At 65.8% G+C, this 13,876-nt stretch carries 10 protein-coding genes; 8 read left to right on the top strand and 2 right to left on the bottom strand.

What is annotated here, in order from left to right:
- Nucleotides 1-2: 2 nt before the first annotated feature.
- From Sj15T_RS13790 to Sj15T_RS13755, 8 genes are all read left to right on the top strand, one after another.
- Entirely contained in the window at nucleotides 3-1,412 is a 1,410-nt protein-coding gene (locus tag Sj15T_RS13790; protein ID WP_013041553.1) for a phosphomannomutase/phosphoglucomutase, read from the top strand.
- A 397-nt stretch (nucleotides 1,413-1,809) separates the two neighbouring features.
- On the top strand, nucleotides 1,810-3,114 hold the full coding sequence (locus Sj15T_RS13785) for a porin (protein ID WP_013041552.1): 1,305 nt from the start codon (nucleotides 1,810-1,812) through the stop codon (nucleotides 3,112-3,114).
- Between the two features lie 178 nt (nucleotides 3,115-3,292).
- On the top strand, nucleotides 3,293-4,453 hold the full coding sequence (gene ispG / locus Sj15T_RS13780; protein WP_013041551.1) for a flavodoxin-dependent (E)-4-hydroxy-3-methylbut-2-enyl-diphosphate synthase: 1,161 nt from the start codon (nucleotides 3,293-3,295) through the stop codon (nucleotides 4,451-4,453).
- Between the two features lie 16 nt (nucleotides 4,454-4,469).
- Nucleotides 4,470-5,378 (top strand): DMT family transporter, encoded by a 909-nt coding sequence (locus tag Sj15T_RS13775; RefSeq protein WP_013041550.1) that lies wholly within the window; start codon nucleotides 4,470-4,472, stop codon nucleotides 5,376-5,378.
- A gap of 10 nt (nucleotides 5,379-5,388) precedes the next feature.
- A complete protein-coding gene (locus tag Sj15T_RS13770; RefSeq protein ID WP_013041549.1) occupies nucleotides 5,389-5,880 on the top strand; it encodes a GNAT family N-acetyltransferase in 492 nt (163 codons plus the stop codon).
- 230 nt (nucleotides 5,881-6,110) lie between these two features.
- Nucleotides 6,111-8,432, top strand: a complete 2,322-nt coding sequence (locus Sj15T_RS13765) for a DNA translocase FtsK 4TM domain-containing protein (protein ID WP_041386662.1) — start codon at nucleotides 6,111-6,113, stop codon at nucleotides 8,430-8,432.
- Between the two features lie 400 nt (nucleotides 8,433-8,832).
- Nucleotides 8,833-10,155 (top strand): NupC/NupG family nucleoside CNT transporter, encoded by a 1,323-nt coding sequence (locus Sj15T_RS13760; RefSeq protein ID WP_013041547.1) that lies wholly within the window; start codon nucleotides 8,833-8,835, stop codon nucleotides 10,153-10,155.
- Between the two features lie 61 nt (nucleotides 10,156-10,216).
- Nucleotides 10,217-11,263 carry a DUF1176 domain-containing protein gene (locus tag Sj15T_RS13755; RefSeq protein WP_013041546.1) on the top strand — a complete coding sequence of 349 codons (1,047 nt, stop codon included), beginning with the start codon at nucleotides 10,217-10,219 and terminating at the stop codon, nucleotides 11,261-11,263.
- A 326-nt stretch (nucleotides 11,264-11,589) separates the two neighbouring features.
- On the opposite strand, the gene egtD is transcribed toward Sj15T_RS13755, so the two are convergent.
- Entirely contained in the window at nucleotides 11,590-12,546 is a 957-nt protein-coding gene (gene egtD, locus Sj15T_RS13750; protein WP_013041544.1) for an L-histidine N(alpha)-methyltransferase, read from the bottom strand.
- A gap of 4 nt (nucleotides 12,547-12,550) precedes the next feature.
- Nucleotides 12,551-13,819 carry an ergothioneine biosynthesis protein EgtB gene (egtB, locus tag Sj15T_RS13745; RefSeq protein WP_013041543.1) on the bottom strand — a complete coding sequence of 423 codons (1,269 nt, stop codon included), beginning with the start codon at nucleotides 13,817-13,819 and terminating at the stop codon, nucleotides 12,551-12,553.
- Nucleotides 13,820-13,876 lie beyond the last annotated feature (57 nt).

Raw genomic sequence — 13,876 nt, 5'->3', positions numbered from 1 at the left:
CCATGGCCCATCGCTTTCATCCCACGCTCCTGCGCGAATATGACATTCGGGGCGTGGTGGGCCGCACGCTGGGCGAGGCGGATGGCTATGCCGTGGGCCGCAGCTTCGGCACGATTGTCAGGAGGATGGGCGTCAGGCGGGCAGGCGGATCAAGGGTCGCGGTCGGCTATGACGGGCGGCTGAGTTCCCCGGCGCTGGAACAGGCGGTCGTGCAGGGCCTGCAGGATTCCGGAACCGATGTCGTGCGCATAGGCCTCGGCCCGACGCCCATGCTCTATTATGCCGAAGCGGCGCTCGATGTCGACGGCGGCGTGCAGATAACCGGCAGCCACAATCCCGCCGATCATAACGGCTTCAAGCTGGTATTTCAGCACCAGGCCTTTTTTGGGGCGGACATCGCGGATCTGGGGAGCATGGCGGCGGCGGGCGACTGGAGCGACGGCGGGAGCGGAAACAGAGGGCAGGTCGAGACTGTCGCCGTCATGGACCGCTACGTCGCCCGGCTGGTGCAGGGGTTCGACGGCGCCGCCTGGCGCATTGGCTGGGACGCGGGCAACGGCGCCGCCGGGCCGGTCGTGGACAAGCTGGTCAAGCTCCTGCCAGGTGAGCATCATGTGCTTTTCACCCAGATAGACGGACATTTTCCCCATCATCACCCCGATCCCACTGTCGAGGCGAATCTGGCGGACCTGAAAGCGCTTGTCCGCGCCAAGAAGCTCGATTTCGGAGTGGCTTTCGACGGAGACGGGGACCGGATCGGCGTGGTGGACGGCAAGGGGCGGGTAATCTGGGGCGACCAGTTGCTGGGCATCTTCGCCGAACTGGTGCTGAAGGACCGCCCGAACGCCACCATCGTCGCGGATGTGAAGGCCAGCCAGGCCCTGTTCGACCGCATAGCCGCGCTGGGCGGGCGGCCGCTGATGTGGAAGACGGGCCACAGCCTGATCAAGTCCAAAATGAAGGAGATTGCCGCTCCGCTGGGCGGCGAGATGACCGGCCATATCTTCTTCGCGGACGATTATTACGGTTTCGACGACGGGCTTTATGCGGCGGTGCGCCTGATCCGGGGTCTGACCCGACTGGGCCGCAGCGTCACCGCCCTGCGCGACGAAATGCCGAACATGGCGAATACGCCCGAACTTCGCTTTCCAGTGGCGGATAGCCGCAAGTTCGCGGTGGTGGAGGAGGTCCGCGCCCGCTTGCAGGCCCTGGGCGCGAACGTCGACGAAACCGACGGCCTGCGGGTCGTCGCGCCCGATGGCTGGTGGCTGCTCAGGGCCTCCAACACCCAGGACGCGCTCGTTGCCCGCGCCGAGGCGAAGGATGAGGAAGGGTTGGCGCGCCTGGTCGCGCAGATCGACGCCCATCTGTCCGATTCGGGCGTGATTCGGATTTCGCGAGCCGATTCCTGATCCCGGCGACAGGCAGATCGCCAGGAGAAACATATTTTTACGCCAGGGAAACAAGGATATAAGGGGGCAGTTGCAGAAAACGCAACCAGGGGTCAGCTTTTCGCATTTGCGAAATGCGCCGCTGCACCGCAAAAGGAAAAGGCCTTTCAGGCATCCTCTCCTAAAACTTTCAAGCCGTCCTCCGGGGCGGCTTTTTTTTTGCCTTTTTGCCCTCCCTTTTTTCGCTTCCTGCCGTAGCGTCGTTTCGCATTTTCGGCGATCCAGCGCGTGAAATCCCCGTAAATTAGGGCTTTTCGAACGATAATTTAACCATATTGCTAATAGGGCGCGGCTTTAAAGGCATCATTTTTCCGGTGAAAGCCATTTGCCGCAAACACGTTTGAAGAGAGGTTTCATCATGCCATTGCGCCGCCCCATCCTCGCCAGTCTCCTGCTGTCGGGCGCATTCGCAGCACCCGTCCCGGCTCTGGCGGGTGGTTTCTACCTTCAGGAACAGGCGCCAAAGGAAACCGGCCGGGCAATGGCCGGCGCCGGCGCTGCGGCGGACGATCCGTCCGCCATCTATTTCAATCCCGCGGCCATGACGCAATTGCCGGGCATCCAGACCTCGGTCGGCGGTATCGCGCTCATGGCCTCCGCCCACCAGGCCAATCGCGGCACCTACCGCACCGTTCCCACCGTGCCGGGCGCGCGGGTGCCGGTGACCGGCAATGACGGCGGCCAGCCGTTCGAAAAGGTCATTCCCATCCCCAGCTTCTACGTCACGGCGCAGGCGACCGACCGGCTGTGGCTTGGCCTGGGGGTCAATGCGCCCTTCGGGTTGAAGCTGGATTATGACGACGGCTTTTTCGGCCGTTACGATTCGATCTACACCGACCTCAAGACCTATAATATCCAGTCCAGCGCAGCCTATGGGCTCAACGACAATTTCTCGATCGGCGGCGGCGTCGACGTGCAATATGTGAAGGCGACCCTCACCAACGCGCTGCCCCAGCTTTCGCCGTTGATCCCCACCGACGGTTTCGCCCGGTTGAAGGGCGACGACTGGACGGTCGGCTGGAATGCGGGCCTGTTCTACACCAATGGCGACACCAATGTGGGCGTCTCCTACCGTTCCGGCGTCAATCACAAGGTGACCGGCACGCAGAGCATTTCCGGCCTTCTGGGTCCGATCGCCTCGGCCAATGGCGTTTTGGACGCTTCCGCGCCGCTCGACCTGCCCGACATCGTCACGGTCGGCTTCATGCATCGCCTGACGCCGAAGCTGCGCGCCATGATCAGCGCCCGCTGGTACAATTGGTCGAAGTTCAAGGGCATCGCCATCACCTCCGCCGCCGGGACCAGCAACAAGGAACTGGATTACAAGGACAGCTACAGCGTCAGCCTGGGCGGAGAATATGACGTCAGCCCGGCCTTGACCCTGCGGGCGGGCACGATGTTCGACCGCTCGCCCACCAATCCGCAGCATCTGACGACCCGCGTGCCCGACGGCGATCGGACCTGGCTGTCGGCCGGCGCGACCTATAATATCTCGCCCGCCTTTGCGCTGAACCTCAGCTATGCCCATAATTTCGTGGAGAAGGCGAACATCATCCGTCCGGACAGCTATTATCCCGCGCCCGCAACGGTGACGGCGACCACCCTGTCGCAGACCAGCGGCAATGCGGACCAGATCGGCGCTTCTTTGACGGCGCGTTTTTGATGGGAGCGGCACCGGCCTTCGCCCCCCGACCGCCCAGACATGGTAGCCTATGGGCGGTCGGGTAGGGGTAAGGGCCGGTGCCGCACGTTTCAGCTCTGCTGAAACGCAAAACAGCTCGCGCTTCTAAAGTTCGCGGTAAATCCCTATAGGGGCTCCATCACCACGGAGCCCCTTTTTCATGTCCGACCATAATCCCGGCCTGCGTCCCTGGCGCGACATCGCCCGCAGGCAATGCCGCCAGATCATGGTCGGCAATGTTCCGGTAGGCGGCGGCGCGCCGGTCACGGTGCAGACCATGACCAATACGCCCACCGATGACGTCAGGGCGACCGTCGACCAGATCCGCCGTTGCGAGGAAGCGGGCGTGGACATCATCCGCGTCTCCTGTCCCGACGAGGCGTCGACCGCGGCGCTCAAGCAGATCGTCCGCGCCGCCCGCGTGCCGATCGTCGCGGACATTCATTTCCACTATAAGCGGGCTCTGGAAGCCGCCGATGCGGGCGCGGCCTGTCTGCGCATCAATCCGGGCAATATCGGCAGCGAGGCGCGGGTGAAGGAAGTGGTCGACGCGGCCAAATCCAACGGTTGCTCGATCCGCATCGGCGTCAATGCAGGCAGCCTGGAAAAGGATCTGCTCGAAAAATATGGCGAGCCTTGCCCGGAAGCGCTGGTCGAAAGCGCGCTCGACCATATCAAGCTGCTCCAGGACCAGGATTTTCACGACTATAAGGTGGCGGTGAAGGCGAGCGACGTCTTCCTGGCCGTCGCCGCCTATATGCAACTGGCCGAAGCGGTGGATTGCCCGCTGCACCTGGGCATTACCGAGGCGGGCGGGCTGATCGGCGGCACGGTGAAAAGCGCCATCGGCATCGGCAACCTGCTCTGGGCCGGGATCGGCGACACGATCCGCGTTTCGCTTTCCGCCGAGCCGGAGGAAGAAGTGCGGGTCGGTTACGAGATATTGAAGTCGCTCGGCATCCGCACGCGGGGCGTGAAGGTCATCTCCTGCCCCAGTTGCGCGCGCCAGGGATTCGACGTGATCCGCACGGTGCAGGCGCTGGAGGAACGGCTCCAGCATATCCACACGCCGCTGTCGCTGTCGGTGCTGGGCTGCGTGGTGAACGGCCCCGGCGAGGCGCGGGAGACCGACATCGGCCTGACCGGCGGCGGCGCGGGCAAGCATATGGTCTATCTGTCGGGCCTGACCGATCATACGGTGCAGGACGAAGGCATGATCGACCATATCGTCGGCCTGGTGGAGGCCAAGGCGGCGGAGATCGAGGCGGCCAAGCTGGAGGCCGAAACCACCGATGCCGGAAAGGCGGAAGCGGCGGAATAAGCCGTTCCCCGTCCCCATGACTGCGCCCCGCTCCCTCGCCCTTCCCTTTGCCGTCTGCTGCCTGGGGGTCGCGCTGTTTTCCGTGATGGATGCGGTGATGAAGGGATTGAGCCTCTCCATCGGCCTGTTCGACGCGCTGTTCTGGCGCGCCGTGGCGGGCAGCCTGTTGGGGCTGGCTCTGATGCTGCTGACGCGGCAGCGCTGGCCCGATCGGGCGGTGTTGCGGCTGCACATGCTGCGCGGGGCGGTGGTGGCGGTGATGGCCAGCCTGTTCTTCTGGGCGATCATGCGGATGCCACTGGCCGAGGCCATCGCCCTGTCCTTCATCGCGCCGCTGGTCGCGCTCTATCTCGCCGCCCTGCTGCTCAAGGAGAGGATCGGGCGGCGGGCCATCGGCGCGTCTTTGCTGGGGCTGGTCGGCGTCGCGGTCATCCTGTCGGGTCGCGTGCGGGGCAATTATGATACGGACGCGCTGTTGGGCGCGGGCGCGGTCCTCGTTTCGGCGGTGCTGTTCGCCTGGAACCTCATCCTCCAGCGGCGGCAGGCGCAGCTTGCTTCCCCGATAGAGGTCGCCTTCTTCCAGCATGTCGTGATGCTGGGGCTGTTCGTCCTTTTCGCGGCGCTCGTCCAGGTCAGGCCGGTCGTGCCGGCGCCGCCCTCATGGGCGCTGGTGGCGCTGGCCGCGACGCTGGCCTTCACCTCGCTCGCCGCGCTTGCCTGGGCCTATGCGCGGGCGGAGGCGCAACTGTTGATCCCGGTCGAGTATAGCGCCTTCCTCTGGGCCGCGATCATCGGCTGGCTTGCCTTTGGCGAACGGCTGACCCTGACCACCCTGGCCGGCGCGCTGCTGATCGTGGTGGGATGCCTGATCGCGTCCCGTGCAGGGCCGGCCCAGGCATCGCATGTCGAACCGTCCGTCGCCTGAAAGGAAAAGCATGTCCGTCACCATCCGCGAGGCCGTTGCCGCAGACATCGGTGCGATTCACGGCTTTATCCTCGCCCTGGCCGACTATGAGAAGCTGTCGCATGAGGTGAAGGCCGACCGCGCCAGCCTGGACAAATATCTCTTCGGCCCGCGTCCCATGGCAGAGGTGTTGATCGCGGAAAATGATGGGGAGGCCGTCGGCTTCGCCCTTTTCTTCCACAATTTCTCCACCTTCGAAGGGCGGCCGGGACTTTATCTGGAGGATCTGTTCGTCATTCCCGAAGCGCGGGGCCTGGGCGCGGGCAAGGCGCTGCTTTCCCGCCTCGCGCAACTGGCGCTGGAGCGGGATTGCGCGAGGCTGGAATGGTGGGTGCTGGACTGGAACGAACCGTCCATCGCCTTCTACCGTTCGCTCGGCGCGCGGCCGATGGACGAATGGACGGTGCAGCGCGTCGACGGCGAAGCGCTCAGCGCCCTCGCCTCAGCGCATCCTGCACGCTGACGCCCAGCAGGACGGCGGTGAAGGCCCCCAGCGCGACGACGACAAGGGCGGGGTAGAGGGCGGCGATCATGGCGAAGTCTCCTTTCGCCGGACTTTTGCGCTGACCCGCCGCCCGCCGACATACGGATTGTTACGGAGTCAGCGAGACGAGCCGAGGGGTCGGACTCTTGACGGGGACTCCCCGCTCGGCGCATTGTCCCCGGACGGAACATTTGGGGGACATGGAGGCCATGGCTGTCAGCCGCGGAGCCAAGCGCACGCCGGAATGGCGCGAAATGCTGAAACGCAGCCTGATCCGCAGCGGCGCGCTGATCGGATCGATCGCGCTGTTGCTGGCGACCCTGTTCCTGGCGCTGGCGCTGCTCAGCTATCAGCCGAGCGACCCGTCGATGAACACGGTCGCGGGCGACCATGTGCAGAATATCATGCAGGCGCCCGGCGCATGGGTGGCGGATTTCCTGCTCTGGCTGCTGGGCGTGCCGGTGGCGCTGGTGCTGCCGCTGATGGCGATCACCGCCCGGCGCCTCTGGGGCGACCAGGACATGAGCGGGTGGAAGGGGCAGTTCGGCAAATGCTTCGCGGGCATCGCGCTGATCGGCATCGCGCTGGCTCTGTTCCAGACCAATCCGCTGGTCGGCCTTCCCGCCGGGTGGGGCGGCATCATCGCGCTGGTGACGGCGCGGGGCGTGGCCAGCCTGACCGCGCAGATGCCCGCCGCGCAGGGATGGATCACCGGCGTCCTGATCGTGCTGACGCTGATCGCGGGCGCTGTCCTGTGGTATCGCAGCCTGGCGCTGGAAAAGCCGATCATCGCCTTGCGCAGGCCTTCCCTGCCGCGCCTCAGCTTGCCGAAGCCGACATTCGCTCTGGCCGGTCCCGCGCCGGCTGTCGACGCCGATGAAGAGGACGATGTTTTCGAGCGCGTAGCGACGCCGCGCAAGACCGTTTCCAACGAACCCAAGCCGCCGATCAACATCCAGACGCCCAAGCCCGCGCCGGCGCAGCGCCCCATGGCGCCGGTGTCGCAGGACGATCTGTTCGGCCACAGCTCCCTGCCCTCGCCCGACCTGCTGAACCCGATCCCCGCGAGCCAGGGGCAGAAGATCGACAAGGCCGCGCTGGAGCGCAATGCGCGCCTGCTGGAATCCGTGCTCGACGACTTCCATGTGAAGGGCAATATCGTCGAGGTCCGGCCCGGCCCGGTCGTCACCATGTATGAACTGGAGCCTGCGCCCGGCATCAAGGCGAGCCGGGTGATCGCGCTGGCCGACGACATCGCCCGCAACATGTCGGCGCTTTCGGCCCGCGTGGCGACGATTCCGGGGCGCACGGTGATCGGCATCGAACTGCCCAACGCGAACCGGGAGGGCGTGTCCTTCCGCGAACTCATCACCAGCGAGCAGTTCGGGGCGGAGGCGACGCTGCCGATCATCCTGGGCAAGAATATCTCCGGCGAGCCGATCATCGCCGACCTGGCGCCGATGCCGCATCTGCTGATCGCGGGCACGACGGGTTCGGGCAAGTCGGTCGGGCTGAACGCGATGATCCTGTCGCTGCTCTACCGCATGACGCCGGACCAGTTGCGGCTGATCATGATCGATCCCAAGATGCTGGAACTGTCGACCTATGACGATATTCCGCATCTGCTGTCGCCGGTGGTGACGGAGCCTGCCAAGGCGATCCGGGCGCTCAAATGGGCGGTGGAGCAGATGGAGGATCGCTATCGCATGATGGCGTCGATTTCCGTCCGCAACCTCGCCAATTACAATGAGAAGGTCCGCGCCGCGAAGGCCAAGGGCAAGCCGCTCGGCCGCCGGGTGCAGACCGGGTACGATCCCGAGACCGGCAAGCCGATCTATGAGGAGGAGCAGTTGGATTTCCAGCCGCTGCCCCAGATCGTGGTGGTGGTGGACGAACTCGCCGACCTGATGATGACGGCGGGCAAGGAAGTCGAATTCCTGATCCAGCGGCTGGCGCAGAAGGCGCGCGCGGCGGGCATCCACCTGATCCTGGCGACGCAGCGGCCATCGGTCGACGTCATCACCGGCGTGATCAAGGCGAACCTGCCGACCCGCATCAGCTTCTTCGTGACGTCGAAGATCGACAGTCGCACCATATTGGGGGAGCAGGGCGCCGAACAACTGCTGGGCAAGGGCGACATGCTCTACATGCATGGCGGCAAGGGGCTGATGCGCGTCCACGGTCCCTTCGTGTCGGACGACGAGGTGCGCGTGGTGGCGGATCATTGGCGCGCGCAGGGCCAGCCCGACTATATCGCCGCCGTCACGGAGGAGCCGGAGGAAGGCAGCTTCGCGCTCGACGGGGTGGATCTGGGCGACGACAGCCCGGACGCGCAGCTTTTCCGCAAGGCCTGCCAGTTGGTGTTCGAAAATCAGAAGGCGTCGACCAGTTGGCTCCAGCGGCAATTGCGCGTCGGCTATAACAGCGCCGCCCGCCTGATCGAGCAGATGGAGGAGCAGGGGCTGGTGGGACCGCCCAACCATGTCGGCCGCCGCGAAGTGCTGCGGGACGAAAACGGCAATCCGCTTTAGCGTGTGTGTGGATTCAGCCCATGGCGGGCTGCAAATAGCGGCTTTCTGCGCTTCCGGTGCTCACTGAAGTACGCTGCGCGCCAGTTCTCGAATCCACTATTTTCGCCGCGCCCTGAACTGAATCCACACACACACGCTAGCTACCCTTGCATGATCGTCACCCTGAGCCTGTTTCAGGGTGCATTTCTCCAGATCGAGCCTTGGTTCCTGGGGAGAATGGATGCTGAAACAAGTCCAGCATGACGACGAGATAAGAGCAGCAAACGCCCAGGCATCTCGACCCGAATCCATTTGCAAAATCGTAAATTTACCGGCGTAAAGCTATTGGCGTAAAGCTGCTGGCCTCCATCATGCGCGCTCTTTATGGTCGCGCCGTTCGTTCTTCCCGCGAAAGCTGTTCATGCATCTTCTCATTGGCCTAGCCGGTATCGCGCTGATCCTTTCCATTGCCTTCATCCTTTCCTCCGACCGCCGCGCCATCCGCCTTCGCGTCGTCGGCGCGGCGTTCCTGTTGCAGGCGGGCATCGCGCTGCTGGTGCTCTACGTGCCGGCCGGACGCGCCGTGATCGCGGGCATGTCGCATGGCGTGTCGAACCTGCTCGGCTATGCGCAGGCAGGGACGGACTTCATCTTCGGTCCGCTCGCCAGGCCGGAGATCGGCGGCGCCAGCTTCGCCATCGCGGCGCTGCCGGTGATCATCTTCTTCGCCAGCCTGGTGTCTATCCTCTACCATCTGGGCATCATGCAGCAAGTGGTGCGCTGGGTCGGCGGCGCGATCGAGAAGGTGACGGGGGTGTCCAAGGTCGAAAGCCTGTGCGCCGCCGCCAACATCTTCGTGGGGCAGAGCGAGAGTCCGCTCGTCATCCGCCCCTATCTGGCGGGCCTGACCCCGCCGCAGCTTTTCGCCGTGATGACCAGCGGCATGGCGGGCGTCGCGGGCACGATCCTGGCCGCCTATGCCTCCATGGGGATCAAGATCGACTATCTGCTGGCGGCGAGCTTCATGTCCGCGCCCGGCGGCCTGCTGATGGCGAAGATCATGATGCCCGACGAGCCGGAGCGCGAACCCGAACTTCCCCTGGGCGATCATCCCGACATCGCCCTGCCCGAAAGCCGGATCGGCGACACCGGGCCTGCCGCTCTGCTGCCGGGCGGAACCCCCGGCGAGCCGATGCCCCCCGCCACCCATGACGAGGAAAAGCCCGCCAACCTCATCATGGCGGCCGCGCAGGGCGCGCAGACCGGCGTGAAGCTGGCCGTCGCGGTCGGCGCCATGGTGCTGGCCTTCGTCGCGCTGGTGGCGCTGGCCAACGGCATACTCGGCGGCATCGGCGGCTGGTTCGGCTATCCCGACCTCAGCTTCCAGCAACTGCTCGGCCATGCCTTTTCCCCGCTCATGGTTCTGCTCAACATTCCCTGGACGGAGGCGCAGGTGGCGGGCGGCCTGTTCGGGACCAAGGTCGTGCTCAACGAATTCGTCGCCTATATCAATCTCGGCCAGGTGCAGGGCGCGCTGTCGCCGGCGACCGTCGCCATCGTCACCTTCGCGCTGTGCGGCTTCGCCAATTTCAGCTCCATCGCGATCCAGATGGCGGTCACCGGCAATCTTGCGCCCAACCAGCGGCCCGTGATCGCCCGGTTGGGCCTGAAGGCGCTGGTCGCGGGCAGCCTTGCCAACCTCATGAGCGCGGCGCTGGCGGGCCTGATGCTCAGCCTGCGCTGATCGTTCCGACACTATAACGAAAGTTCTACCCGCAGCCTGCAAGATCGGTTATGGTTAACGCATGGGGGCGATACGCATATTCGGGCTGGCGGTCTTGGTCCTGTGGGCGGCGCCGGCCGCGGCGCAGGCGCCGAAGCCGGGCAAGCTGGAAAGCTACAAGGACTGGACCATCGGCTGCGACAATCGCAATCGATGCGAGGCCGTGTCGCTGCTGCCCGAAGGCGGCAACTGGCCCGATGCGCCGGTGATGCTGGGCATCGTGCGGGAAGCGGGGGCGGACGCCGATCCCGAAATCTGGGTCAGCCGCGCAGCCAAGGGCCGGGAAACGCTGGATTTCCTGGTGGACGGCCGCAAGATCGCCAGCGTGACGAGCGTGAATGGCGAGGCAAGCGTCCAAGGCCCGCAGGCGTCCGCGCTGGCGATCGCCATGGCGAAGGGCGGCGGCATGGAGATCCGCGCCGGCGGCAGGCGCATCGACCGGCCGTCCCTGGCCGGCTCGGCTGCCGCGCTGCGCTATATGGACGCGAAGCAGGGCAGGGCGGGCACGGTGGCGGCCCTTGTCGCGACGGGCCTGCTTGCGCGCGGCGCCGTGCGTCCTGCGCCCCCACTCCCCACGATCCGGCGGGCCGCCGTGCCCGCGGGCGCTCAGCCGCCCGCGCTCTGGCGAGAGGAACTGACGGCGCTAGGCACCTTCACGGGTTGCGCGGATGAGATGAGGTCCGCGTCCTCTCCTCCCGAACTGCACCGATTGTCGAAGACGGAGACGCTGGTCCTGGTGCCCTGCGGTGCGGGGGCCTATAACTACACCTCCGTCCCCGTGATCGCGACCGGCATTCCTGGCCGACGCGTCTTCCGCTTCGCGGGCTTCGACTATCAGCCGGGCTGGAGCGAGGAGGCAGGCCATCCGATGCTGGTCAATGCGGACTGGGCGCCGGAAACGGCCACCCTGCAAAGCTATGCCAAGGGACGCGGCATCGGCGATTGCGGCGGCAGCGAGGCCTATGTCTGGGACGGCGCGCGCTTCCGCCTGGTCGAGGCGAGCGCGATGGGGGAATGCCGCGGCGCATGGCACTGGATCACCACCTGGTCCGCGAGGGTGACCGACTGAGCCGCCGGAGGCTTTCCCGCCCAACGCGCACCCCGTGTTCCTGCGAAGGCAGGAACCCAGATCGGACGGCGGAACTGGGTTCCTGCCTTCGCAGGAACAGCTTTGTTCTCTCGACATGAGAGCGGGTTTCGATCGCTTGCAGTTCGCCCAAAGCATCCTGCGTTCAATCAAATGCACGCCGTTCGTGCTGAGCAGGGGCTGAGCGAAGTCGAAGGCCCGTATCGAAGCACCTGCGCCAGGATCGGTCATTCATGCGCCGCTTCGACAAGCCTGTCCTGCGCCTGCCGAAGGGTTCAGTGAACGGTTCCTAGTTATTGCTGGATGCTCTAAGCGCCCGCGAGGATCAGCGAGAACAGCCCTTCCGCGTCGCTCCATTCACGCAGCGGCTCCCACCCGCCGGCGCGCAGCAGCAGCCTTTCGTCGCGGGCGCCATATTTATGGCTGCTCTCGGTATGGATGGTCTCCCCCTGCTCCATGCGGAAGCATTGGCCGGCGACGTGGAAATGGAGCGGCCGCACCGCCTCCAGATGCATTTCGATGCGCGCCTTGTCGTCGTTCCAGATGGCGCGATGGACGAAGCCGTCCAGCGGCAGGTCGCCCGCCAGCTCCCGATTGATGCGCGCGATCAGGTTGAGGTTGAACGCGGCCGTCACCCCGGCCGCATCGTCATAGGCGGCGACCAGCCGGTCGCGGTCCTTGATCCGGTCCATGCCGATCAGCAGCATCGCGTCCCCGCCCAGCAGCCGCCGCATCGCCCGCAGCAGGTCGACCGCCGCATCCGGCTCCATATTGCCGATGGTCGATCCGGGGAAGAAGCCCAGGCGCGGCAGCCCGTCGATCGCCGCCGGCAAGGCCAGTTCGCCGTTGAAGTCGCCCACCACCGGCAGGATGGGCAGGCCCGGAAAGGCCGACGCCAGTTCCGCGCTCGACGCGTGGAGGAAGTCGCCGCTGATGTCGATCGGCACATAGGCGGCCGGATCGATGGCGCGCAGCAGATGCGGTGTCTTGCGCGAACTGCCCGCGCCGAATTCCACCACGGCCCGACCGGCGCCGACGGCGGCGGCGAAATCCGCGCCATGCCGCTCCAGCAGGGCGGTTTCCGTGCGCGTCGGATAATATTCCGGCAGGTCGGTGATTGCCTCGAACAGTTCCGATCCCCGCCGGTCGTAGAACCAGATGGGCGGCGTCGCCTTGGGCTCGCGGGACAAGCCTTCGACGATGTCGCGGCGGAAGGCCGGATCGGGGGCGCGCAGGGCCGGCGGGACATCCTCGGTCAGCAGCATCGCGTCACAGATCCTTCGCCAGCCGCAGCCCGGTGAACTGCCAGCGTTGATGGGGGTAGAAGAAATTGCGGTAGCTGGGCCGCATATGGCCGCGCGGCGTGGCGCAACTGCCGCCCTTTAGCACGAACTGCCCGGACATGAACTTGCCGTTATATTCGCCCACCGCGCCTTCGGCGGCGCGGAAACCGGGATGGGGGCGATAGGCGCTGCCCGTCCATTCCCACACGTCGCCGTACATCTGCGTCAGCGCGGAGCCTCCGTCCGCGGCGCGGGGGCGGGGGCAGGCAGAGCCGTCCAACTGGTTGCCGCTGGTCGGCGCGACGTTCAGGGCGGCGCTTTCCCATTCCGCCTCGGTCGGCAGGCGCGCGCCCGCCCATCGGGCATAGGCGTCCGCCTCATAGAGGCTGACATGGCTGACCGGCGCGGCGGGATTGACCGGCTTGCGCCCGTCCAGGCCGAAGCGCGTCCAGCCCTGATCGCCCCGCCGCCAGTAAAGCGGCGCCTCTATCCGTTCGGCCTGCACCCAGGCCCAGCCGTCCGACAGCCAAAGGGCGGCGTCGGCATAGCCGCCATCCTCGATGAAGGCGATCCACTCGCCATTGGTTATCGGCCGGTGCGCCAGGGCATGGGGGTGCAGCACCGTCTTGTGGCGGGGCGTCTCGCAATCGAAGGCGAAGTCGCTTTTGCCGTCATCGCCGATCTCGACCAATCCCTGCCGACCCTCGATCCAGTGGAGGGGGCCCGGCAGCGGCGCGGGCAGTGCGTTGGGCGCGTCGTAGAGCGCGGGTTCCAGCGGGTTCAGCGACAGCAGATGCTGCACGTCGGTGAGCATCAGTTCCTGATGCTGCTGCTCATGGTGGAGGCCCAGCAGCACCAGCGCTTGCGCATCGGGCATCAGCATCGGCAGGGCGGCGGCCAGCGCCCTGTCGACATGGGCGCGATAGGCGCGGATTTCCTCCAGCGTCGGGCGGGTGAGCATGCCCCGCATCGGCCGGGCGTGGCGTGGGCCTTCGGCCTCATAATAGCTGTTGAACAGATAGGCGTAATGCGGATCGAAGGGCGCGTAGCCCGGCACATGGTCGCGCAGGACGAAGCATTCGAAGAACCAGCTCACATGCGCCAGGTGCCATTTGGCGGGGGACGCGTCGGGCATGGACTGGACCGTCGCATCCGCGTCCGACAGCGGCGCGGCGAGCGCTTCGCTCAATCCCCGGACCTCGCGATAGCGGGTGACGAGGTCGATCTGGCCCGGTGCTGTCCGGCTTCTTGCCATGCATGCCCCTTCGATACGGTTGCGCCGCTCTCATGGAATAATCGCATGAAGGGGCGG

Origin of the sequence: Sphingobium sp. TA15 (genome assembly GCF_037101235.1) — a bacterium.
GTDB classification, from domain to species: Bacteria; Pseudomonadota; Alphaproteobacteria; order Sphingomonadales; family Sphingomonadaceae; genus Sphingobium; species Sphingobium indicum.
This window is presented reverse-complemented; position numbering and strand designations above follow the sequence as displayed.